Origin of the sequence: Bradyrhizobium sp. CSA112 (genome assembly GCF_029051645.1) — a bacterium.
Taxonomy (GTDB): Bacteria; Pseudomonadota; Alphaproteobacteria; order Rhizobiales; family Xanthobacteraceae; genus Bradyrhizobium.
In genome coordinates this window covers 27,003-49,456 of sequence record NZ_JAACFS010000003.1, presented here as the reverse complement: position 1 = coordinate 49,456, position 22,454 = coordinate 27,003, and the positions used below count along the sequence as shown (strand labels likewise).

18 protein-coding genes and 4 pseudogenes are annotated in these 22,454 nt (G+C 57.3%); 14 read left to right on the top strand and 8 right to left on the bottom strand.

Going from position 1 to position 22,454, the window contains the following annotated elements:
- Positions 1 to 1,266 precede the first annotated feature (1,266 nt).
- A pseudogene (locus GWE18_RS07880) lies at positions 1,267 to 1,446 on the bottom strand (hypothetical protein); the annotation flags it as partial.
- A 138-nt stretch (positions 1,447 to 1,584) separates the two neighbouring features.
- Between GWE18_RS07880 and GWE18_RS07875 the strand changes: the two are divergent.
- Entirely contained in the window at positions 1,585 to 2,724 is a 1,140-nt protein-coding gene (locus tag GWE18_RS07875; protein ID WP_275185212.1) for a PqqD family peptide modification chaperone, read from the top strand.
- 61 nt (positions 2,725 to 2,785) lie between these two features.
- Positions 2,786 to 3,787, top strand: coding sequence for a nucleotidyltransferase family protein (locus GWE18_RS07870; RefSeq protein ID WP_275185211.1), 1,002 nt, complete (start codon positions 2,786 to 2,788; stop codon positions 3,785 to 3,787).
- A gap of 80 nt (positions 3,788 to 3,867) precedes the next feature.
- Here GWE18_RS07870 and rfbD read toward each other — a convergent pair whose 3' ends face one another.
- Entirely contained in the window at positions 3,868 to 4,782 is a 915-nt protein-coding gene (rfbD, locus tag GWE18_RS07865) for a dTDP-4-dehydrorhamnose reductase (protein ID WP_275185210.1), read from the bottom strand.
- Positions 4,782 to 5,336 (bottom strand): dTDP-4-dehydrorhamnose 3,5-epimerase, encoded by a 555-nt coding sequence (rfbC, locus tag GWE18_RS07860; protein ID WP_275185209.1) that lies wholly within the window; start codon positions 5,334 to 5,336, stop codon positions 4,782 to 4,784. The genes rfbD and rfbC overlap by 1 nt, the downstream gene beginning before the upstream one ends.
- A gap of 126 nt (positions 5,337 to 5,462) precedes the next feature.
- On the opposite strand from rfbC, the gene rfbA reads away from it, so the two are divergent.
- The 4 genes and pseudogenes from rfbA to GWE18_RS07840 all read left to right on the top strand — a co-directional run bounded on the left by rfbA (position 5,463) and on the right by GWE18_RS07840 (position 10,873).
- The gene (gene rfbA, locus GWE18_RS07855) at positions 5,463 to 6,338 is read left to right on the top strand and encodes a glucose-1-phosphate thymidylyltransferase RfbA (RefSeq protein ID WP_275185208.1); all 876 of its coding nucleotides are present in this window, start codon (positions 5,463 to 5,465) and stop codon (positions 6,336 to 6,338) included.
- Between the two features lie 26 nt (positions 6,339 to 6,364).
- Complete coding sequence (gene rfbB, locus GWE18_RS07850) at positions 6,365 to 7,432, top strand: dTDP-glucose 4,6-dehydratase (protein WP_275185207.1); 1,068 nt, start codon at positions 6,365 to 6,367, stop codon at positions 7,430 to 7,432.
- A gap of 1,395 nt (positions 7,433 to 8,827) precedes the next feature.
- A complete protein-coding gene (locus tag GWE18_RS07845) occupies positions 8,828 to 9,022 on the top strand; it encodes a hypothetical protein (RefSeq protein WP_275185206.1) in 195 nt (64 codons plus the stop codon).
- Positions 9,023 to 9,557: 535 nt separating this feature from the next.
- Positions 9,558 to 10,873: pseudogene (locus tag GWE18_RS07840) on the top strand (IS5 family transposase).
- Between the two features lie 278 nt (positions 10,874 to 11,151).
- Here GWE18_RS07840 and GWE18_RS07835 read toward each other — a convergent pair.
- From GWE18_RS07835 to GWE18_RS07820, 4 genes are all read right to left on the bottom strand, one after another.
- Positions 11,152 to 12,222 carry a glycoside hydrolase family 88 protein gene (locus tag GWE18_RS07835; protein ID WP_275185205.1) on the bottom strand — a complete coding sequence of 357 codons (1,071 nt, stop codon included), beginning with the start codon at positions 12,220 to 12,222 and terminating at the stop codon, positions 11,152 to 11,154.
- Positions 12,223 to 12,580: 358 nt separating this feature from the next.
- Positions 12,581 to 12,901, bottom strand: coding sequence for a hypothetical protein (locus GWE18_RS07830; protein ID WP_275185204.1), 321 nt, complete (start codon positions 12,899 to 12,901; stop codon positions 12,581 to 12,583).
- A gap of 306 nt (positions 12,902 to 13,207) precedes the next feature.
- Positions 13,208 to 14,260 (bottom strand): hypothetical protein, encoded by a 1,053-nt coding sequence (locus GWE18_RS07825; RefSeq protein ID WP_275185203.1) that lies wholly within the window; start codon positions 14,258 to 14,260, stop codon positions 13,208 to 13,210.
- Between the two features lie 601 nt (positions 14,261 to 14,861).
- Positions 14,862 to 15,092 carry a hypothetical protein gene (locus tag GWE18_RS07820; RefSeq protein ID WP_275185609.1) on the bottom strand — a complete coding sequence of 77 codons (231 nt, stop codon included), beginning with the start codon at positions 15,090 to 15,092 and terminating at the stop codon, positions 14,862 to 14,864.
- A gap of 1,098 nt (positions 15,093 to 16,190) precedes the next feature.
- Here GWE18_RS07820 and GWE18_RS07810 point away from each other — a divergent pair.
- From GWE18_RS07810 to GWE18_RS07790, 5 genes are all read left to right on the top strand, one after another.
- Positions 16,191 to 16,361: a hypothetical protein gene (locus GWE18_RS07810; protein ID WP_275185201.1), complete on the top strand. Its 171-nt coding sequence runs from the start codon at positions 16,191 to 16,193 to the stop codon at positions 16,359 to 16,361.
- 150 nt (positions 16,362 to 16,511) lie between these two features.
- Positions 16,512 to 16,847, top strand: coding sequence for a hypothetical protein (locus GWE18_RS07805; RefSeq protein WP_275185200.1), 336 nt, complete (start codon positions 16,512 to 16,514; stop codon positions 16,845 to 16,847).
- Positions 16,832 to 16,990 (top strand): hypothetical protein, encoded by a 159-nt coding sequence (locus tag GWE18_RS07800; RefSeq protein WP_275185199.1) that lies wholly within the window; start codon positions 16,832 to 16,834, stop codon positions 16,988 to 16,990. Before GWE18_RS07805 ends, GWE18_RS07800 begins: the two co-directional genes overlap by 16 nt.
- Positions 16,991 to 17,449: 459 nt before the next feature.
- Positions 17,450 to 17,704 carry a hypothetical protein gene (locus GWE18_RS07795; RefSeq protein ID WP_275185198.1) on the top strand — a complete coding sequence of 85 codons (255 nt, stop codon included), beginning with the start codon at positions 17,450 to 17,452 and terminating at the stop codon, positions 17,702 to 17,704.
- 130 nt (positions 17,705 to 17,834) lie between these two features.
- On the top strand, positions 17,835 to 18,029 hold the full coding sequence (locus tag GWE18_RS07790; protein WP_275185197.1) for a hypothetical protein: 195 nt from the start codon (positions 17,835 to 17,837) through the stop codon (positions 18,027 to 18,029).
- Here GWE18_RS07790 and GWE18_RS07785 read toward each other — a convergent pair whose 3' ends face one another.
- Complete coding sequence (locus GWE18_RS07785; RefSeq protein WP_275185196.1) at positions 18,030 to 18,197, bottom strand: hypothetical protein; 168 nt, start codon at positions 18,195 to 18,197, stop codon at positions 18,030 to 18,032.
- A 464-nt stretch (positions 18,198 to 18,661) separates the two neighbouring features.
- Here GWE18_RS07785 and GWE18_RS07780 point away from each other — a divergent pair, with 464 nt between their 5' ends.
- From GWE18_RS07780 to GWE18_RS07770, 3 genes and pseudogenes are all read left to right on the top strand, one after another.
- Positions 18,662 to 18,895 (top strand): hypothetical protein, encoded by a 234-nt coding sequence (locus GWE18_RS07780; RefSeq protein ID WP_275185195.1) that lies wholly within the window; start codon positions 18,662 to 18,664, stop codon positions 18,893 to 18,895.
- Between the two features lie 807 nt (positions 18,896 to 19,702).
- A pseudogene (locus GWE18_RS07775) lies at positions 19,703 to 19,984 on the top strand (septal ring lytic transglycosylase RlpA family protein); the annotation flags it as partial.
- Positions 19,985 to 20,862: 878 nt separating this feature from the next.
- Positions 20,863 to 21,914, top strand: a pseudogene (locus tag GWE18_RS07770) (transposase).
- Positions 21,915 to 22,454 lie beyond the last annotated feature (540 nt).

Here is a 22,454-nt window from a genome sequence, read left to right as displayed (position 1 = left end):
CGCTGAACGTTAATTCAGCGGTACCGCTTCAATGCCCGCAATTAAGCCCATTGTTGAAGGGCCGTAGTCGGAAGTTCTTGTATGAAGAGGCATATCCTGCCATCTTAGGTATAAAAATACCTCCGTGCGCGCGCTATTCCACCGCGAGTGGCAAATCGGTACCGCACATTTAAATTGTCTGCCTTATGATTATGATTTAATATGCCCTGGATTAATTGAGTGGGAATTGCGCCATGCCGAACGACATCGAGATCGAAGATCGCCGCAAATTTCTGATTTCTTGCGGGAGGTTCGCCGCTGTAACTCCGCCGGCTATGACTTTACTTCTCTCCACCTCACTGACATCAACGGCGATTGCCCGGTCTGGCCATTCTGGCAATCACGGCCGGCCGGAACATTCCTTTTTCGACAATGATCCCGATCGCCCCGGCGACAAGAAAGTCTCCGATAACAAGAGCCCGCGTGAGGAACAAGCGGGGCGCGGAGACGGCAATCACGCCTCCCTCGGTGGAGGCGGCGGCGGTGGAGGCGGCGGCGGCGGTGGCAGTGACGGTAGTGGTTCAGGAGCGAATGCCTCGAGAGGCGGAAGTTCGGGCGGCTCTCGCGGCAGTGGCGGCTCAAGCGCGCTCTATGGTGGCGGTGAAGACGATAAATGGCGGAGAGGCAGCAGGCCCCGATAGGTGGAGGTGTTGGGCGCCGTCCTCGTTGCGGGCAACAGCGTTTCCTTCCAGCGGGCTCGCTGAAGCATAGTGCCGACTATGGAAGTCCTGTCGGGGACATGAAAACAAAGGTCAGACGTAACTAGCAATTGCGCGGCGCCCCTTGAATCGCTGACACCAGATTGCGCACTCAGGAAAACGGTTGCTGCCTGCAGCGCCGGTGATGATCGCCGCCCAGAGTGTAACAATCATCGAGATAAGAGACTGCTTAAGCCTTGCGCTGGTCGTCGGCGCAAGATCCGTTTCTTCCGGTCCGAGGGTTGATTTTATTTCGAATGCCAGTGCCGCCGTACGTTGCCATTACACCAGAATTTGGTGAACGGCGTACACACGTTTGGCGGCCTCCTGACTGAAGTGGCTGTTACGAGTTTAAGCAAGCGCTGGCAAGCCGCGGAACGTCATCAGTATACTGCGGCTACCTCAACTCGCGGGTTGTCGAGAAGCGTGCGTTCAGCAGCTTGGTCTGGATCGATCGGAGTGCCTAGAACAACCAGTCAAGAAACCGCTCAAGCCAGTTAGGCAGATCGGGCCGCTGATGGGGTCTTCCACCTCCCCCACCGCTGCCGGAGCGTGCAATCGCATCGGAATTCAGTGAAGTTGATAGTAACAAGGTCACAGCGGGAGGCGTAACGACGGCAAATCTGCCGCATGCCGCCAGAAACTTGCGCCTGTCAGCATCGAGCTCTAGCTCCGCGTTGAGGACCGGCCCATCAGTATTTTTGTTCATGGCTTGGGCTCCATCTTAATTTGAGCGGACCGTGTCAAGTTCCCGCTCTACTTCCAATTTACTCGATTTAAATTTTCGGCTTAAATAATGTCAACTTCATCGCGAAGATTATTTTGACGCACCCTTGTGGAGTCCTGCGTGACATTCAGACCAGATCTGATGGAATCCGGGCCTGACAGCCCGATTCTACTGCGTCCAGCCGCAGATGCGTCGTTCGCGTTGATTGATGATCGACCGGTCCTGTTCAGCGAGAAAAGCCAGCAGATCTATGAGCTAAATCAGATCAGCGCTTACCTGTGGTGCAAACTTCTTGACCAGAATAAATTCGAAACGATTGCTGATGAACTAAGCGAACTTGGGCTCGGCCGCGAGCAGGCGCGTAGTGTTCTGAGTCAAGCCCTGCAACAATGGCTTGATATGGAACTTGTAGAAATGGAATGGAGGCTTCCATTTGCCAGCGCGCTCCAGACCCGATTAGCGCAGCGAGCAATCAGCATCAGAGCCTCTAACGAAGCATTGATCAAGTCTCTTGAGCTGCTCTTTTGCGACTTGAGCCCGGGACGCGATCAAGCGGATATCACAATCGAAATTGTAGAAGTCGGGGACGAGGCTCTATTCCGCAACTGCAGAAAGAGCATCACTCGATGTCCCATCACGAGTTTGGCTCCTGCGATCAAGGCCGACCTCACTGAGCGCATCATTCTACAGGATCAGCCTGATTTCGCTCTGCATGCTGCTTCGCTGGTGTTTGGCTATAAAGGAATGCTCTTATGCGGGCAGCCGGGCACCGGTAAATCGACCCTCGCGCTTCAGTTAGTCAGTGACGAGTGCCGATATTGCGGTGATGACGTCGTTATGATTTCTCCAAGCGGTCTTGCGCAAGGGCTTCTCTTCGCGCCCACCATCAAGCCGGGCACTTGGGAGACGATTTCGAAAGCTCGCGACGATTTAAGTCATGCCACTGCCCATGACCGCGCAGACGGCATACGCGTCCGGTATCTACCTGTAGCAGATGTGCATACGGGAAGCTTCGAGGTCGAGTGGATTATCTTTCTCAATAGGGTTGACGGGACATCGGCAGAACTGAAGCCCCTCGGGCAAATCGAATCCATGCAGCGAGTGATCAATGGATCTTTTGCTGCCAACGGCAAACTATCTCTAGCGGGTTTTGCAGCGCTGAAGAAAATAATCGGTGGGGCCGGCTTGTTTGAGCTGACCTATGCGGAGGCTGCCGACGCAGGACGTAAGCTGAGAGGTCTCTGTAATGGCTTTTCCTAGCAGCACTCTGGTCAGGCTCTGCCAATGTCTCGGGGGCAACGCGCCCAGCAACCTGGATTGGATGGCCGTGCTGGAACTGGCCAACAATACGCTAACAACCCCGCTCTTGATCGATCTGGTTCATCAACCTGATCAATCAGTTCCCGAGGATGTAAAGGCTTTCGTTCGAGAAATCTACCGGCGAAACGCGCTTCGGAACGACCTGTTGAGGGCTCAATTGGAAGAGGCGGTCGCGGCGCTTAATGAACGGGATGTGATGCCGGTGCTGCTAAAGGGCTCGGCAATCCTCGCAACAGCCGCTCCTGAACGCCGCGCAACCCGAATCATGGCTGATCTCGACATATTGGTCGAGCCCGATCAGATGGAGACGGCCCTGCGCGCGCTCTCCGGCCTCGATTATCAGGCCCATTTTCGAACCCCGCCGGAGAGCAGAAAGCAATACACGGACCTAAAGCGACCGCGCGACGTCGGTATGATAGACCTACATCAAGCAGCGCCAGGTCCAGATTATTTCTATCGTTCTTCTGGAAAATTGCTTGAACATTGCATGCCCGTATCGGTTGGCCGCGGGGCCGCTTATCTTCCGACACCGACCTTTCAAGCTTTCATGCTGATCATTCACGACCAATTTCAGGATCATGATTACTGGGTCGGCGAAGTAGATGTGCGACATCTGATCGAGTTGAGAGACTTGGCTAACGCGGCGCAAGGAATAGACTGGAACCGCCTGATGTCATTTGCTCCGGGCCGCTTGGCACGAAACGCCATCGCGAAACAGCTAATCGCCCTGGCAGAATTTTTTGACGTTGACGTTCCTGTTGAACTTCGCAAACGGTTCATTCCACAGCTTCAGTTTAGAAGGCTGTTGCTGCAGTCCCGTTTCCCTCTTGCACGTTGGCCCCTCCTCGCGGTTGCGATTCTTGACTACGGAAATTACAGGAAGGAGCTTGGAGCAGAATATCAGACTGATAGCCGAAGAAACGTAACGTTGACCTTGCCACGAGCCGATACGCTGCGGCATTTCTTCGGACTCGTTGGCAATCATCGCATCGGGAAAGTGTAAATGACGGGACGCTCGACCTGGCCTCGTATTCGAATTGCCTGGGCGACCCAGAAAAGGCCGGCTCGGGCCTGACGCGCCGTTTATCGAGGGGTTGAAACGTCATCTGCTCCAACGAAACCGTCAAGTTCCGGCGCCAATGCATCTCGCCAATTCGGCATTACCACACCAAACTCGTCCTTGAGGCGAGACAGGTCGAGGCGCGAATTGCTTGGCCGTTTGGCCTTCGTCGGAAAATCGGCAGTTGCGATTGGAACAACGGTTTCGACTTCGAGTTTAACGCCGCGGTATCTCAGACCTTCGACAATGGCGCTTGCAAATTCGTGCCAGCTAGTTTCCCCAGCACAAACGAGATTGACCACGCCACCTTTCCGCGCGAGCAGATCGTTCAGGTTCGCGAGGTTCGGCAGCACGATGCCGGCAACCGCATTACCAATTGCTCGAGCCGTGGTTGGCGCTCCGATTTGATCTGCGACGATGCGCAGCTCCTTGCGTTCGCAGGCCAGGCGCGCGATGGTACGGAGGAAATTGGTACCCTTGGCGGCGTATACCCAAGACGTGCGCGCGATCAGATGCGGTCCACCGGCCGCCATGATTGCCATGTCCCCTGCAAGCTTGCTCGCGCCATAGACCGAGATTGGGCCCGTGGGGCTGTCCTCGCGACGCGGCGCATCACCGGAGCCGTCAAAAACGTAGTCTGTTGAGAAGTGAACGAGCGGCACGCGGTGCTTGGCCGCCCATTGCGCGATGACCTCGGGCCCCTTTGCATTAACGAGGAACGCAAGCTCGCGCTGCTCCTCGGCGCGATCAACGGCGGTATAGGCGGCCGGATTTACGATGAGATCGGGTCTGAAATGCTCGAGCCGGTCCGTTAACGTTTCCGGTTTCGACAGATCAAATTCGGAAGACGAAGGCGCTATAATTGTGCCTTGGCCAGTTAACAAGGGGCGTAATGCGCCGCCGACCTGGCCGCTCACTCCCGTCAACAATATCCGCATCAGGTTTGCCCATACATCGGCAGATTCTTGACGTCTTTCAGTAGCGGGGCATCGGCATCTTTGGCTGAAAGCGAGGGAGCTTCAATGCCCCAATTTATGCCGATCGCGGGGTCGTTCCAGCGGATGGAGACTTCATCCTTGGGGCTGTAAAGATCGTCACACTTGTAAAAGAAGTCTGCGGTCTCAGATAGGACGACAAAGCCATGTGCGAAGCCTCGAGGAACCCACAGTTGCCGTCGGTTCTCCTCGCTTAATTCTACCGCAACATGGCATCCGAAACGCGGGCTCCCCACCCGCACATCCACCGCCACATCCAGAACCCGGCCGCGTAATGCAGTAACAAGCTTACCCTGGGTGAAGGGGTTTTGCAGGTGTAGCCCACGCAACACTCCATGGCTGGAGCGGGACATGTTGTCCTGCACAAATGGAAGGCTAATGCCGTGCTCTGCATAACGCGGCAATTGGTAGGTTTCCAGGAAGAAACCGCGTTGGTCGCCAAACAGCCTCGGCTCCAGGATTAGCACTTCGGGAAGCGCTGTCGCAATAACGTTCATCTTGTCCGACCGAGCAACATTTCACGTTAGCCAAATACCAAATTTATCCAACCAACACCATTTAATATGCTACATTAAATGTGTTATATTTAATATGATTCAGCTAATTGAATGTGTGAGGGGCCTATGAAGGGCATTATTCTCGCCGGAGGCACGGGTTCGCGCCTCTATCCGGTGACGACAGTTGTTTCGAAACAACTGCTTCCGGTCTTCGACAAGCCGATGATCTACTATCCTCTCTCGACCCTCATGCTGGGCGGAATCCAGGACATCCTGATCATCTCCACCCCCCAGGACAAGCCGCTATTCGAGCGCCTTTTGGGCGACGGTTCACAGATCGGGGTGCGTTTTTCCTACCTTACACAGGTATCTCCGCGAGGGATAGCGGATGCCTTTATCGTCGGTCGCGATTTCGTCGGCAATGATCCGGTTGCGCTGGTGCTTGGCGACAACATCTTCTATGGCAACGGCCTGGCTGAGCTGCTCTTGAATGCGACTGCCCGTAGGAAGGGCGCGACCGTCTTCGGTTATGTCGTCAAGACGCCCGAGCAATATGGCGTCATTGAACTCGATGGCAGCGGCCGCGCGCTCTCTATCGAGGAAAAACCGAAGCAGCCAAAGTCAAATTTGGCCGTCACAGGACTATATTTTTACGACAATGACGTCCTGAAGATTGCTGCCGAGCTCGAGCCATCGGCGCGCGGCGAACTCGAGATCACCGACATCAACAAGGCTTATATGGAACGCGGCGATCTCTATGTGCAGGCGTTAGGCCGTGGCTTTGCGTGGCTCGACACCGGGACGCATTCCTCTCTCGTAGAGGCCAGCAACTTCGTCCAGGTCCTCGAGCAACGCCAGGGCCTGCGCATTGCATGCCCGGAAGAAATCGCGCTGCGGCAGGGGTACATCTCGCTCGGAGCCTTTGAGGCTTTGGCCGAGAAGACCGCCAAAAGCAGCTATGGCGAATATCTGAAATCTGTAGCCGCTTCCTTCAGACGGTAGATGCAGGACATCGGGGCAAACTGAACATGCGGTTTCGAGGCTGGACAATCTTCGTTACGGGAGGCGCGGGGTTCATCGGATCCGCAGTCGTACGGCATCTGCTGCAAGATACCCACGCAAAGGTCGTCAACATCGATAAGCTGACTTACGCGGCGAATCTTGAATCGCTACCCGGCACGGCGGGGAACATGAATTACTTCTTTGAGAAACAGTGCATTTGCGATGGGCTCGGCCTTCGTCGCCTATTCGAGAAGTATCAGCCAGATGCAGTGATGAATCTCGCCGCCGAGAGTCATGTTGATCGATCGATCGATGGACCCGCCGAATTCATTCAGACCAACGTAGTCGGTACTTTCACAATCTTGCAGGAAGCCTTGCGCCACTGGCGCTCGCTCTCGGGCGAGAAGCGCAAACGTTTCCGCTTTTTGCACATTTCCACAGATGAGGTGTTCGGCTCACTTGGGGACGAGGGGTTCTTCATGGAGACAACGGCCTACACGCCGAACTCTCCTTACTCCGCCAGCAAGGCATCCTCCGACCATCTGGTACGCGCGTGGCATCACACGTACGAACTTCCGACGCTGGTCACGAACTGCTCGAACAACTATGGACCCTACCATTTCCCAGAAAAACTAATCCCGCACATGATCATCAGGGGATTGGCGGGCGAGTCCCTGCCCGTCTATGGCGACGGAAAGAACATCCGCGATTGGCTCTATGTCGAGGATCACGCCAAGGCGTTAAGTCTGGTCCTGGAGCGGGGAAGTATAGGCGAGACCTACAACGTCGGTGGCCGTAACGAGCGCACCAATCTGTACGTGGTCGAACGAATCTGCGACCTGCTCGACGAGATCAGCCCGAACCCGAGCGGCTCCCACCGAAATCTTATAAATTTTGTTCCCGACCGCCCTGGGCACGATCGCCGCTATGCAATTGATGCCTCCAAGCTCGAGCGAGAGCTAGGATGGCGTGCGGAAGAGGATTTCGAAACTGGAATCTACAAGACAGTGCGCTGGTACGTCGACCACCAATCATGGTGGCGGGCGATTGCGAACCGGGGATACACGGCGAAGCGGATCGGTTTGAATAGGTGAGTAGAGTACACCAGCCGGCGACCAACATCCGCTCGCACTAGAACGTAAGATGCCTCGGTCGTCCAACCAACGACGACGCAAGTGGCTCGAGAGGAGAGTAAAGTCGTCTGAGTTGGGAGGGCTCGACACTAACAAATCCGCCTCCCCCTTGGCATGCTACTAGTTTTCGCTCCAGTTCAACTAGACATAGAACTCGCCCTCGAACCACGTAAGATTTGATGCGTTAGACATTCTTTCAGCGCGCGTTCGGCATTTCTTGGTTGTTGACCGTTCCTTGATCCCACGGAGGGGCCGGGCATCCCGCCCGAATTAAGTGGCCCTTTCAGGTCGCTTTGTGATCAGAGAGCCTGCATCGGCTCGTTGCCCCTCCTGATCGGAGGGCCCGAAGGAGATCCTATCAGGCCTCGATGGAGGCTTCAATGCCGGTGGTCGAAGTAGACCGACGCACGCTGCTGGCTCGCGTTAGCGTCTTGCGTACGCTGAACCGCCGGCATGCGCCAAAGATGGATAAACGCGAAGAAAGCTGAAGAGGGATCAATGACAGGAATCCGGCTAACTTTGCTCGTTGTCGCGAGCTCTTTTTTCACCCTCGCCGCTCAGGCCAGATGCGTTTGCCAATGTGTTGAGGGTCGGTTGCTGCCGCGATGCACAACCAGCACCGATATTCCACCCGCCTGCCCCTTGTCAGTCTGTGAAATGACACCGCCATCCATTTCGCCGCCGATGCAGGTGCCACCCGTTGGCCGCTCCCAATGCTCACAGCGTCAGGTCTTGAATCCCGCAACCAGACAATACGAATCGCGTGTTGTTTGCAACTGAAGCGATTTTGCGAGCGTTCTCGAAAAGAGGTCTGCCATCAGCGCCACGGAGCCCGCAGACCTTACCAGATAAATTTCGGCTCCAGGTCGGACAGACGCACATCGTCGCTGCGCTCCTTGATATCCGACTCGATCGGGGTTCAGGCGTGGAGGGTTATGATGGCCGGCAAAGAAACTGGAGCCGCCTTCTTCGGGGTTATGCGTAAGGGCCGGCGCCCCCCGTAAGGTTCAGTCAACATGCCTTCAAAGCCGCGCAATGGGACGCCGTCACTCAGGTGCGGCGAATAGCTTCAGACCAGAATGAACATTACGGAAACGATGGCGAACGAAAGCTGCGCAATGATCCGGATCCCCTCGCCGCTGTTCCCGATTTAATTCTTACCGACCGTATCAAGCTTAACGAGCGAATTCTGTTGCTCTCGATCTTCGAGCGGATAGCGTTCAAGACGCCGGACAATTGCCCCCGTCCGGCTCAACGTGGCGCAGCCGTCGGGCGGCTTACAGTCAGTTTCGCCCCGCCGCTCGGCGACTTCGCTAGCGTACGAGGCCGCTAACGAAACTGCGCGGAGACGGCTCCATGTTCACCGCAATTGACCCTCCTGAAACGCAAAGCTTAAAGCGAGCAGGCGCGGAATTCTGGCATCTTTGGACTGTGATACTTCCCAGGCGATCCATCACCGGCCGTCTCGTGCACGGACGCGTGTGGCGCCGACATGACGGCCGCCATTGGCAATACAAGAAATTCATCGAGTACGATGAGGATGGAGAATGATACCGAGTCCTCGACAATCAGTTTGCAGGGCAAGTATCGGGAGAGGCGCGCTGCTGTTCTTCAAGGGGCAGCCCGGCGCGCGCGGGTGCAAGGTCATTGACGTCTCGGACTGTGGCGCAAAACTTCGGACACACAATCTATCGGTACTGCCGAGCGCCTTCGAACTGACCTTCGACAATTTTGAGACTATCCGAAGGTGCCGCCTTGTTTGGCGGGATGGCGAATGGCTCGGCATCGCTTTCGAAAATTAAAGGCTATGCCTCATCACATCCAATGAGCTGCGCGTCCAACTAGGCGGACGCCAAGAGCCGGTCCATCCAGCAGCCGGCCTGCAGTCCGTCAGCAATGAGCTGCGCGTCTGAATAAGCGACTAAGGAATCGTCCGTGAAGAATTCCCAAGTCATTGATTTGGAATCCAGTTGTTACGGCATTTTGCCGTAACTGGATTTGCCGGAAAGCCGGCCTTTGGAGCGGAATTCCTTGCAAACTTGATTTGTGATTCACTCTCCTCTCGACTGCTTTGGCGAGGGGTGAGATGCGGCCACGGGAGCGGAGCGAAACGGGCGAGCAGGATCTTTTCCGCTCTCGGCTCGATCAGATCATCGACATGAAACATCCGCTGGTGACGCTGGGGCGGACAGTGGATTGGGGGTTCTGGAGGAGCGTTTCGGCGAGGTTTACACCGATGATCCCGGCCGGCCGCCGCTGCCGACACGCTTGATGGCGGGGCTGGCGATCCTCAAGCATATCCGATGAGGTGCTGTGCGAGCGGTGGGTCGAGAACCCCTATTACCAATACTTCTGCGGTGAAGAGTTCTTCCAGCACCGGCTGGTGTTCGACCGCTCGTCGCTGACGCGCTGGCCAACCGGATGGGCGAGGAACGGCTGGCTGCGCTGATCCAGGAGAGCCTGTCGGTTGCCACCAGGACCAAGGCGATCAAGCCGTCCGAGCTGTCGCGGGTGATCGTCGACACCACGGTTCAGCCCAAGACCGTGACGTTCCCCACCGATGCGAAGCTTCTGAACCGGGCGCGCGAGAAGCTGGTGCGGCTGGCGAAGCTTCACGCGGTGCCGTTGCGCCAATCCTATGCGCGGGTGGGCAAGTTCGCCCTGATCCAGCATCAGCGCTATGCCCACGCCAAGCAGTTCAAGCGCGCTCAAGAAGCTGCGCACCTATCTCGGCCGCGTCATCCGCGATGTCGGCCGCAAGATCGAGGGTAACGGCGGGCTCGAAGCGGCGTTCACAAGGCTGCTGGCGCTGGCGCGGCGCGTGCGCGATCAGAAGCAGCATCAGCGCGGGCCGAAGGTCTATTCCCTGCACGCGCCGGAGGTCGAATGCATCGGCAAGGGCAAGGCCCATCAGCCTTACGAGTTCGGCGTCAAAGTCTCGGTCGCCACCACGATCGGTCACGCCAGGGGCGGCCAGTCACCCATGTGAAGGCGCTGCCCGGCAATCCCTATGACGGTCACGCGCTGGCCACCGTGATCCCGGACATGGAAACGCTGATCGGCAACATCATCGCGCGCCTCCTCGGAGACAAGGCATACCGCGGCCACAATGCACCGCCCGATTACAGGTTCAGAGTCTTCATCTCTGGTCAGAAGCGCGGGGTGACGCCCAGGATCAAGCGCGAACTGCGTCGCAGGGCCGCCGTCGAGCCCGTCATCGGCCATCTCAGGGCCGAGCACCGCATGGGCCGCAACTATCTCTGGTTCCGCCACGGCGACGCCGCCAACGCCGTCCTCGCCGCCGCCGGCTACAACTTCCGCCGCCTCATCCGTTGGTTCAGCCTTTTGCTGCGCCAAATCCTCTCGGCTCTCACTGCCGCGCTTCAGACCGTTCCAGCCTGAAGCCAGACTTCTTCACGGACGACTGTTTCAAAAAGGTGTTCGTCGAGCGATACGCCCTTCCCTGCCCCGAACATGAGCGCCCCGGCGCACGTCGACGCTATCAGGATCGCCAGCGCGGGGCGCGGAGAGCGATATGACGTGATCCCAACCGTCCTAGGGGGCGGGGCTGCGGACTCAGTCGGCTATCGAAATCCTCTCTACGACGATGCCAAGTAGTCCAGCTCCTCCGATCCGCGCGCGGCCACGATGCCGCAAGTCGTGCACGCGAAGATGTGATGTTAGTGGACTAGCTCAGATGCAGCCAACAAGAAAGCCCCAGACCCGTAGAGCTGGGTGTCTGTGATGTGGACGGGGTCCGGCTTGTCGCCGATCGGCTGCACGCGGCCGAGCCGGCCATCAACTGTCGCCGATGCCAGAGCCTGCCAGCCTCGTTCAATCACTGAACTATACCGCTTTGCGTCGAGAAGTCCCATGCGCACCCCGGCGGCCAGGCCGTAGGTCAGCAAACCAGTGCAGCTGGATTCCGGGATGCCTGCGTCGGGCGGAGCGAGCAGCGACGTGGACCAGAAGCCATCCGGGCGCTGCAGGCTCGCGATGCGGTTCGCGATCTCGACAAACAACTTGACGTATTTCTCTCGCAGCGGGTCACCGGGCTGCAGCTCGCGTAGGATGTTGACAAGCCCAGCGAGCACCCAGCCGTTACCGCGGTCCCAAAATATCTTTTCACCATGCGCGCCAGTTTTTCCGACGAAACGGCTGTCGCGGTAGAACAAGTGCTCCTCGCTATCAAACAGGAAGTCTTTCGTGGCCCAGAATTCCCTGTCGGCATAGTCACGGAAGCGCGGGTCCTTCTGGATGCGCGCAACGCCGAACCACGTCGCCGGCCCCATGAATATGGCGTCGGACCAGCACCATCGCTGCAGGCACTTCGCGCTGTCGAACTCGAGAGAGACCTGTGGTTGGTGCTGCAGGATATAGTCCAGCCGCTGCACGGTCGGCTCGATCATGCGTCGATCGCCGAAATGATCGTAGGCGGCGTTGTAGACCTGCCCAATGGCATGATCATCCGCAAAGTAGATCGGGGGCGCCCAGTCGCTGTTGCCCATCTGCCAACCGTTGCGTTCTCCAAGCTCTCGGATCACGTCGAAATACTTCATCTGACCTGGTGTCGCGGCCCATCTAGCGAGACCGATATAGAAGGCGGCGCGTGTCCAATCAGTTTCAGGCGCCTGGGGTATTTCATCGAAGTGCGACAGTTGCCAACTCGCGACTTGCTGGGCCGTATTGCGTATGATTTCCGGGGCAAGTGGAGCGATGAACAGGATGGCCGTCAGTGCGATTGCCTTCATGCAGCTGTTCCTGACTGCTGATTTCTATCCGCCCAAAGGCGGATAGAACCGCGGCGGGACGGGACAGCCCTATCGTAACAGAAACGCCCGGCGACGAGTCGGAGCCGTCCAGACGGAATGCTCGAGCTGCAAGTATCCCGAGGTAGGCGGGCCGGCCCGCGACGCTTCCGGACCACACGCGCCGGGCCCTCGCCAAGGAGATCGCTCCACTCCGTGGCCTTCCCCGCAGATCGCTGGCCGAACACTTCAGCGCAGTCGTTCGAAATCCTCAGGTTTTCGCTCGCGATCCGGCGACCCTCGAAATCGAAACAGCCCTTTTGGTCGATACGATATCGCCGGGAAGAGTATCGTCGAGAACCTATCTGGTGGCGGCTTCAGAGATCTCATCCTGCGTAGGCGGCGGCGCTACCAGGCTTTTGCGCTCTCGCCGCATCAGATCTATTTGTTTGTTGCGCTCGCGCCGTAACTCTTCCCGCCTCGGCTCTATTTGCTTTTCGCGCTCGCGCTTCCGCTCTTGCCGCATCAGGTCCAGCCGTTCTCGGGATGCGTTGACACGAGCTTGCCATTCCTCCCGGCTCATCTTGGTTGTATCAGCCGTGGCACGATCCTGCGCGAAGCAACCCATTGAAAAGCCTGCAGTCAGGCTCACTGTCGCGGCAAAGAAAAAGATCTGCTTCATGCCTTCGATATACTTGCCATGAGAGCGCCCGAATGGTGCAGAGTTTCTTAATTAGCTCCTCTCGTACCACAATTCGCAGTGCGTCGCGACCACTGCGAGCCCAAGAGGGCGCACAGCAGCTCAGTGAAATATCGCACCGAAAGGCCGCCTTGCCGAGGAAGCTGCGCAAGCTGGCTCAAGGCACCCCAGAGCGCGAGCGTCTTGTCCGCGGAGCCCGCCAAGCCGAAACAGCCTCTCACATGACGGAATGGCTGACAGACCCCGCGCAGATCTCGGCTCAGGCGATCAAGGAGGTGCGGAACTACCTCAAAGCGGACGCATTCCCAAGTTTGCCGAGGTCTTTTGATTGGACCGCACACCTACGTCGTTTCGCAAAATAGTGGGTCGGCGCGTTTGTTGTGGCCGTCGTGAGGGCATCGCTATGGTTGGTCCGAACAGCCAACAGGTGAGCCAGTCGTTTGTCGGCAAGCGCGATAACGCCAAGGTCCGAAAGTGCTGGCAGCCGTAGCCCCCGCGCGGTTCGTGCTCAACGCGAACTGGTTCACTCGGTTTAATTGCCGATTTGCTGGTCTCCGTGGCCACGTCCGGTTGCACTGCGGTCTGGGCGGGCTTCACGAAGGCGTCGCTGTTTGCCCAGGCAAGCAAGGAGACACCGGACTTCTCTTCCACAACGGCAGGTTTCTGTTCCGTGGCGCGCCGCGCCTTCGCCAGTTCGGTTGCCAGCGCCTCGGCCCGGTCGTGCTCCTGCTGCAGAGACTGACGCAGGTCCGCCGTCGCGCTGTCCACCGCCTGCTTAAGCCGCTCCACCTCGTTGATCTTGTGCTCCGACAGTAGCGTCTCGACGTCGCCTAATAGCATGTCGACGTCCCGTCGCCGGTTTACCAGTTCGGTTTCCAGCGCCTTGGCCCAGTCGTGCTCCTGCTGCAGAGACTGCCGCAGCTCCGCCGTCGCGCTGTCGACCGCGCGCTTGAACTGCGCCGCCTCGTCGTCCTTCGGCAATGGGATCTGTTGCGCCATGACCGGTGGGCCCAATATCTTCTGCTGACTAGCGTATCGTGCCACATAGGCGATTACTTCAGCGTGGAAATACACGCCGATGAGCGGCGCCGCGACCAGCATTGCGGCAATTGAAAAGAAAGAAAAGAAGCCATGACGGCGCGCTCGACCTGCCGACGTCGACGCGTCGTAGAGGCCGCTGGGCGGACCGTCCCCTTGCCGAAGATAATTTTTCGCCGGCATTGGATACCAATGCGACGGCGTTGTCTTGCTCGGCTCGCCGGCTTCTCCGATCCATTGACCGGCCTCAGGCGACCAGTGAGCGTTCCCATCCCTCGGTGCGGTCTCAATCTTTTGGCGCATGAAACCACGCCTATTCTGACGGGTTATCAGGCCATTTCTTCACTTCGCCACTAGCTTATTCCTGCCCGTGGCGGGCATCAAGTTACGCTTTTCGTTCAGGTACTGAAGCTCGCTAAGGCCGCGCCGCCCTGTTGGATAACAATTGAGGACCTGCGGCCTTTTCTGATGCACCAACGCCGGCCCTGCCATACGTGGGCCTAGTGTACAGATTATCACGACCGAGAAGGAATAGACTTGTGGGTTCGGTGTCGTGTTGGCGTAACCGGCGTTGCGTGGGCGTAAGAGGTGCAACATGGAACAGCCACTTGGAGCACGTATGCACGGCCTTCTTCAAATCTCGACCGATCTTCACAACCGCGTTGCCGAAATTCAGAAACTCAGGGAGATGGTACGATCAGCGGAGGCCGCAGGGCCCAGCCAAGAGCCGAACCCATCCAGCAAGCGTCGCGCCGATGAGCTGTCCGCATTTCGCGAACTGATGCAGGATGCCCCGGCTATTCCATTCCCTCAAGCTCGCGAACATCCCATAGCGAAACCGCCAGGATGATGAGCGATGGCGTCCACGCGAGCATGGCTCCAAATGCTATGGCTTGCAAAGTGGTCATGGATCGTTCCCCAAATTCCAACCCGCGACCATTGGAGTTGACAGCTTAAATCCTGACTTGTCGATGCCGATATCAAGGCATTTATGCGATGCGAACAGTTTTCCACCAGGCACGACTCCCTGCAATGGCGTGCGATGCAGCGGGAACAGAAGATTACTCTCGGCGAGATGCTGAGGTCCGGCTTGTTCGGCGTCGTGGTGTTCTGCAGTGACTACCATTGCAGCCACTCCACTCGCCTGCCCGCAGACTGCTGGCCGGATCGGCTCTCGGACCTTGAGCCGCAGTTCGTGTGCAAGGCATGCGGCAAGCGCGGCGCCGACGTGCGGCCGGATTTTCAAGGTAGCAAGGAGGCCAGGGTAATGAGCCTGCGGTAACCCCTTAGTGTTAGCGCCTTTCCGGTTTTCCCGTACCGTCATCCTCCTGTGGCATAGCTATTGCGACGTACCGAGGGACTGGGATTTCAGGGCTCAGTCTGAGACAAGCGCCGCCGGGACACCGTATTTCAAGCCCGGCGGCGTATCTTTTTGAGACGGCACCGAAAAAAATGGCCTCCCGAGGCCATCCAAAGTATTCCCATTTCAAATAGCCGGACAGGGTAGTGGGTACCCGTCTAGCTCCCGATAAAAGCGGGAAAGACTGGCAACGTCTGTACGAAAGTGAACAGAGCGGCAAAAACGGAAGCATGGGAAGACAGGTTTAGCCGGCAGGTTCCCGCGAATCGTCCAGCGCTGTTGTCCTGGGAAAGGATGGCAATGATTTAGGAACTTCTCATCGCGAATGAGGGTATCTTTCGACCAATGGGAGCAAGGTGCGTGGGAGGGACTGATGCGGGCGATAGTCCAAATTCCAAGCTACTACCTGTATCAATTGGACGTAGATAACGCTGATCTAGTCCGAAAATTTGCGGAGCTCGCTACTCTGCGGGAGCTAGTTCGACAGAAAGAGGCAGCCCTGCACGCGACGCGAGCATCGCGAAAAAAGTCGATACCAACTAAGGCCGGGGATCATCCTTCCCACCCTCGCTATCGGACGGCTGGTTGAGCTGACGCAATCGATCTTCCAGCAGCTTCTTCTGAGCGACTAATTTCTCACGAAGGACTGACTGCATCAATTGGTGCAGTTCGAACGGTTCATCGATTGACATTGACTTCCACTCACTCAGCATGACGCGTCCCCGCGATCATGAAAGCCATTGATTGTTGCTTACGATATCGAAACTTTAAAGATGTGGGAGAGAGGCTCAGTCGCAATGCATAGAACATATTAAATTAGGCTTCTACGGTTCGACGACGCCTGACCGCGTGGCCCAAGCTGACCAACGTGAAATGGTCCCAGCGCGGGGTCGCGCCGGGGCCATCGGACTTCGCCAGCATCCTGCCAAGCAAGAGCTCAGCCGCCGCTGTGGCGATGCCGGCACGCTGAAGCTGCAGGATCTTCCTGCGCTGTCTTCCGACCTGGACACGCATGTGCTCGATTTCGGAACGAACGTGATCTAGGCCCATAGCGCTCTGTCAATTCTCTCTGGATGGTTCGGCAAAGGCCTTCGGCCCGGCGCTGGCGCTCTGCTCTGTGGGCGCTGGGGCCGTTTACGCGTTCGTTGCGGGAGTTGCGTCGTCTTGGTCCTTCGCTTTGAGGAGCCTATCCCGGTGTCGGGCGGCCGGCGGCTCGTCACACTTCGGGACGCGATCAGGCATATCAGCGAGACCGTCCCGAAATCCGAGCATGATCATCCGAAGATTCAGCACGCCGCGACCTGTTTGGCCGGCGCCGCCGAAGAACGCGATTTCGTCATGCATGCCCGGATTGCCGCCGTGATCCAAGCGCTGAAGCGAAACGACCCGCCGCTGCCACTGCTAGATCTGGGCAAGCAATTCCACTGGGGCAAGCGCAAGCCGAAGAGAGACCAAAGACCGTTTTTGTCTACGTCAACACAAGCAAGCAGGTCGGCGACGCTGAGCACATCAAGGTGTTCGCCAATGTAGATGCCGCGGAAAAATGGTTTGAGGAGAACGACCCAGAAGGCGTAGCGTTCGAGTATTGGAGTGAACCGCATCGGCCGCAGGGCGCCTACGCCATGCTCGTGATCCGGGTGCTGGCGATCGGCTGGCAGGTGCTCCGGGGCTGAAGGTGCAAGACGCCGCCAACTAAAATACGGCCCCAGCGGGGCTTGGGGGCTGCTGGGGCCGTAAGGGATATGCGTCTACTGTGCAGAGAAACAAACTGGCCTCAGCACATCCCCTTGATAGCAGATGGCAGATTACCTCGAACTTACTCTCTAGAGGTCTACTAGGATCTTCCGAGGTATCCAAAAGGCGCACTCGCTCTGAATAGCGCGGCCATCGCGTCCGACAGCGTGAGCCGGCGGGCCGAAAAAATAACTTTCGGAGGTATGCGCTCGATGGGCGTTCACGGTGTGTCGGCGATCTGCACGGGATCAAGCATTGGATCTCGTAGGAAGTTTCCTGTCTATCTCAGCGTCTAATTAGGTGCGGGATTAAATGGCAATTAAATGTTATTTGACTCTGCCGAATTTTCAATGATGGTGGTGACGCGGTCTCACTTTCTCACGACAAAGGAGACTTCTATGGGCAATTCAGAAAACGAAGCCGAAGCCGATCGGCGGAAATTCCTGGCAGCCTGCGGAAAATTCGCAGCAGTCACCCCGCCAGCGATTACGTTATTGTTGTCGACAACCTTGACCTCAGAGGCGATCGCGACGTCTGGTGCCAAGGGAAACAACGGGGTCGGCAACGGCACTGATCCGCAGCCCCCGGGAAATCCGCCAATCAACGATGGTTCGGGAACAGGCCCAGGAAACCCAGGCAACAGGCCTAATTGATATATGGAACCTCAGCTGAGGGCGAAGCGCATCTACTGCCCCGAAGGCTGCCGCGACTAACTCGCCAAAGTTCGCGAGGCTACCTGTGGGTCCTGGAGGGCATGGGTCTCAAAACGACCGAGGATTAAAAATGGGCCAGTTCATTTCATCGGAGCAGCGTCTCTCGCAGATAGACCTCGATCTTTCCCTCCGCATGGCCGAACTTCAAAAGCTCAGAGAAGCGGTGCATATTGCAGAGGCGCTGCAAGCGTTAACTGCGCAAAAGTGTGCCCAACCTTCGCCGAGCGACCCCGCTTCGTACATCGAATCTCGATTGGCGGTTTAGTTAGGTCGGCGGCTTCACACGCCGAGTGGGCTTCGCGCTTGCTGCGTCACTCGGCGGCTGGTTGAGCTGACGCAATCGATCCTCCAGCAGCTTCTTCTTGGCGGTCAGTTTTTCACGAAGAACTGACTGCATCAGTTGGTGAAGCTCGAACAGTTCTTCAATCGACATTGACTCCCACTCACTAGGCATGACGCGTCTCCGCGATCACGAAAGCAATTGATTGTTGCTAACGATATCGAAACTTCAAAGATATGGGAGAGAGGCTCAGTCGCAACGCACAGAAGGTATTAAATTAGGATCTACGGTTCGAGAACCTGACCGCGCGCCCTAAGTTGGCAAACGTGAAGAAAAATGGCCCCGCGGGGATCGCGCCGGGGCCATCGGAGTATTCCCATTCCAATCCGCCAAACAGCGTAGTGGGTACCCGTCTGGCGCTCCCAAACATGCGGGAAAATCTGGCAATATCTGCCGAATAGTCAACAGAGCGGTGAAGATGAGGGCGGACAATGAAACTAGTTCCGCCGCTTGCACGCTCGGGGTGGAAGGCGCCAAATGATCACCTAGGAACCACTCGGTCGCCCCCCAAGTTTCTACCACGTGTCAACTTATTTGACTTTGCACAGGGGCGTTTGATGAAGGAGCTCTCTGCGCTCGAGTTGGCCATAGCGTCAAGCCTGATGGCCGGCGCCATGCAAGCGGCAATGCTTCAGTCGATGGTCCGCAATAATCTCATTACCGCCGAGGAAGGCCATGAGATCTACGAGCAGGCACTTTTGATGCTTGAGACTAACCAGACCATGACTTCCTCGCCAGACGTGTTCGAGGCCGCTCGCGAACTGATCGAGCAACATCTTCGAAGTCCGTAGGCCAAAAACCTGCCGAGACGCAACGCAATTGGGCGCATCCTGACCAGGACTGCGGCTAACCGACATGCAACTATCAGCGCTCCGCATTCGCCGTGCTCAATGGTGCGTGCGCCCTTCGCGTCGCAGGCATCCGCGCCACATCATACTATGCCACGCTCCGTTTGCTGGTAGCTATCTAAATTCCTGTTTGGCGACATTATCGCATCCAGCGCGCGCGATGCGAGGATGGGGGAACTACTCAAGCAGTTCGATAGTCGGAGATCACATGAAAAGGAGGGCCCCTCCCTTCCCTGCCGCAGAAAGAGATCGCGGATTTCCGAGCACCAGCGGGTGCAAGCCGTTCACATAGCGAACGTTCCGGAAAATTCGAAACCCGTCTGTTCTACGGAAGGCCTTAGCAATCCGTCTTCCTGCTGCAGTGCTTCTAAGCAGCTTACCTCGGCACACATGAAATCATCGGTAACTTATCACCGTCCACGTTTACAGCGCTGGAGGTTCTACGCTCTCCCGGAACACAGCCTCATTAGTTGCATTATCGTTCTGTTTTCATTGTTTGTGAGGTTGGTCATGCGTCTCCTGTTTAGAATAGTCGCGATTGCGACAGTCCCCGCGTGGTTAGGCGTACATGTAGATTCTGCTGCAGCTCAGAGCTTCAACGAAAGATGGTCTATCATTCCAAAGGCGCACGCAGAACCGGCACCTCCTGAAGCACCAGACCAGACCAAGCGAAATTCGCCAGAGCAATCTCAAATCGGAGGACAGCCGACGCGGCCCTCGGACGATCGCGTAACTCGCCAATCTTCCAATCGCACTTTTTCCGGAAAGACCTCTTACTATGCTTACACGAAAGGAAAAACAGCCAGCGGCTCCACCTTCAATCGCGATGCACTGACCGCAGCTCACCGCAGCCTACCGTTCGGCACAAGTGTTCGCGTAACTGATCCTGTGAGCAGCAGGTCAGTGGTAGTCCGTATCATCGACCGCGGACCATGGGTACGCGGCCGCGTCCTTGACCTTTCGCTCGGCGCCGCGCGGACTTTGGGGATTACGGATCGCGGCGTGGCCCAAGTTCGCGTTGAGGTGCTTTAGCTTGCGTCTGCTGCAATATCAGTAGAACGGATGCCGGACAAAGCCGGCTGATGCCGGCCGGTGTCGCATAAAGTTCCCGGACAAGTCCCGGACTGATTGCGCGCAGCGAAACACAACCGCCGGAGGCATGCCAGAGGCGACACTCGCCCGAAAACCACGCGAGCCGAGCACGCCGCACGGCCGCCCCTTTCTCCCGGAAGCGAAGCGGCCCCGGCGACACCCCCGATTGCCCGGCCGCGGCCGTTTCATTTGTCCACCCCGAACAATGCGGCGGTGCGCTGCCTACTCGCTTGATTCTTTCCGACGGACACGGGCTAAGGTCAGCCTACGCCACGGTATTGAAGTGCTAGAATGAAAGAGGCCGCCAACTGAGTGGCCTTTTCGAGTGATTGCCAAAGTTGCGGGCATTACCTAATCTCTGTCCGTTTCAACCTCGCAGGAACATTATGAAAGCGGTTACAATCACGACCCTTTTTGCCTTCATTTTCTTATTCACTTCCGTCTCTTTTGCGCCGGTCCAGGCTGGGGCACACGGCACCATGAGCGGCAAAAGAGCTACGCGTCAAAAGGTTATAATCAAGCGGCCAAGGAAAAACAGATGAAGGGCACGAAAACGACGAAGAGGTCGCAGTAATCAAAATCTATCTTAAGTCGCTCCGCACTAGCCTTGGCATTTTCCAAGGCTTTTTGTTGGCCACTTCATTTTAGGACGCTGCGAAAGTCGTCCGTGAAGAATTCCCAAGTCATTGATTTGGAATCCAGTTGTTACGGCATTTTGCCGTAACTGGATTTGCCGGAAAGCCGGCCTTTGGAGCGGAATTCCTTGCAAACTTGATTTGTGATTCACTCTCCTCTCGACTGCTTTGGCGAGGGGTGAGATGCGGCCACGGGAGCGGAGCGAAACGGGCGAGCAGGATCTTTTCCGCTCTCGGCTCGATCAGATCATCGACATGAAACATCCGCTGGTGACGCTGGGGCGGACAGTGGATTGGGGGTTCTGGAGGAGCGTTTCGGCGAGGTTTACACCGATGATCCCGGCCGGCCGCCGCTGCCGACACGCTTGATGGCGGGGCTGGCGATCCTCAAGCATATCCGACGAGGTGCTGTGCGAGCGGTGGGTCGAGAACCCCTATTACCAATACTTCTGCGGTGAAGAGTTCTTCCAGCACCGGCTGGTGTTCGACCGCTCGTCGCTGACGCGCTGGCCAACCGGATGGGCGAGGAACGGCTGGCTGCGCTGATCCAGGAGAGCCTGTCGGTTGCCACCAGGACCAAGGCGATCAAGCCGTCCGAGCTGTCGCGGGTGATCGTCGACACCACGGTTCAGCCCAAGACCGTGACGTTCCCCACCGATGCGAAGCTTCTGAACCGGGCGCGCGAGAAGCTGGTGCGGCTGGCGAAGCTTCACGCGGTGCCGTTGCGCCAAGGGCAAGGCCCATCAGCCTTACGAGTTCGGCGTCAAAGTCTCGGTCGCCACCACGATCGGCCACGCCAGGGGCGGCCAGTCACCCATGTGAAGGCGCTGCCCGGCAATCCCTATGACGGTCACACGCTGGCCACCGTGATCCCGGACATGGAAACGCTGATCGGCAACATCATCGCGCGCCTCCTCGGAGACAAGGCATACCGCGGCCACAATGCACCGCCCGATTACAGGTTCAGAGTCTTCATCTCCGGCCAGAAGCGCGGGGTGACGCCCAGGATCAAGCGCGAGCTGCGCCGCAGGGCTGCCGTCGAGCCCGTCATCGGCCATCTCAACGCCGAGCACCTCATGGGCCGCAACTATCTCTGGTTCCGCCACGGCGACGCCGCCAACGCCGTCCTCGCCGCCGCTGGCTACAACTTCCGCCGCCTCATCCGTTGGCTCAGCCTTTTGCTGCGCCTGTTCCTGACCGCACTCTTCCCTGGCCCGCTGATTAATCCGGCGTGAAATCGTCCTTCTTCACGGACGACTAAGGATTGTGAGACTTCGTCGGCCCTACATCGCTCGACGGCTGATTGAGAATCTGCAATCTACGCTCGAGCTCGGCCTTTTTGGCCTTCAGCTTCAAGCTGAGGACATCTTGCATCAGCTCGCGGAGCCTAAACAGCTCATCGATCGTCATAGATTCCCATTCGCTGTTCATGACGCGCCCCCACAATCATGAGTCGAAACGACTATCGATTGTAATGAGGAGTTCTATGATTCGATAGAGGGCCAATGCCCGGTATTCGGCAACTGCCCAACTATTCCATTCCATCGAGTTCGCGAACATTCCATAGCGAAACTGCCAGGATGATAAGAGATGGCATCCACGCGAGCGTGGCTCCAAATGCTACGGCTTGCAAAGTGGTCATGGATCGCTCCCAATTCCCCACTCACGAACCTAACTGCTCGTAATTAAACTGTAGTTGACAGCTCAAATCTTGACGTGCCGATGCCGATATCAAGGCATTTATGCGGTGCGAACAGTTGGCCGCTTGGTGCGAC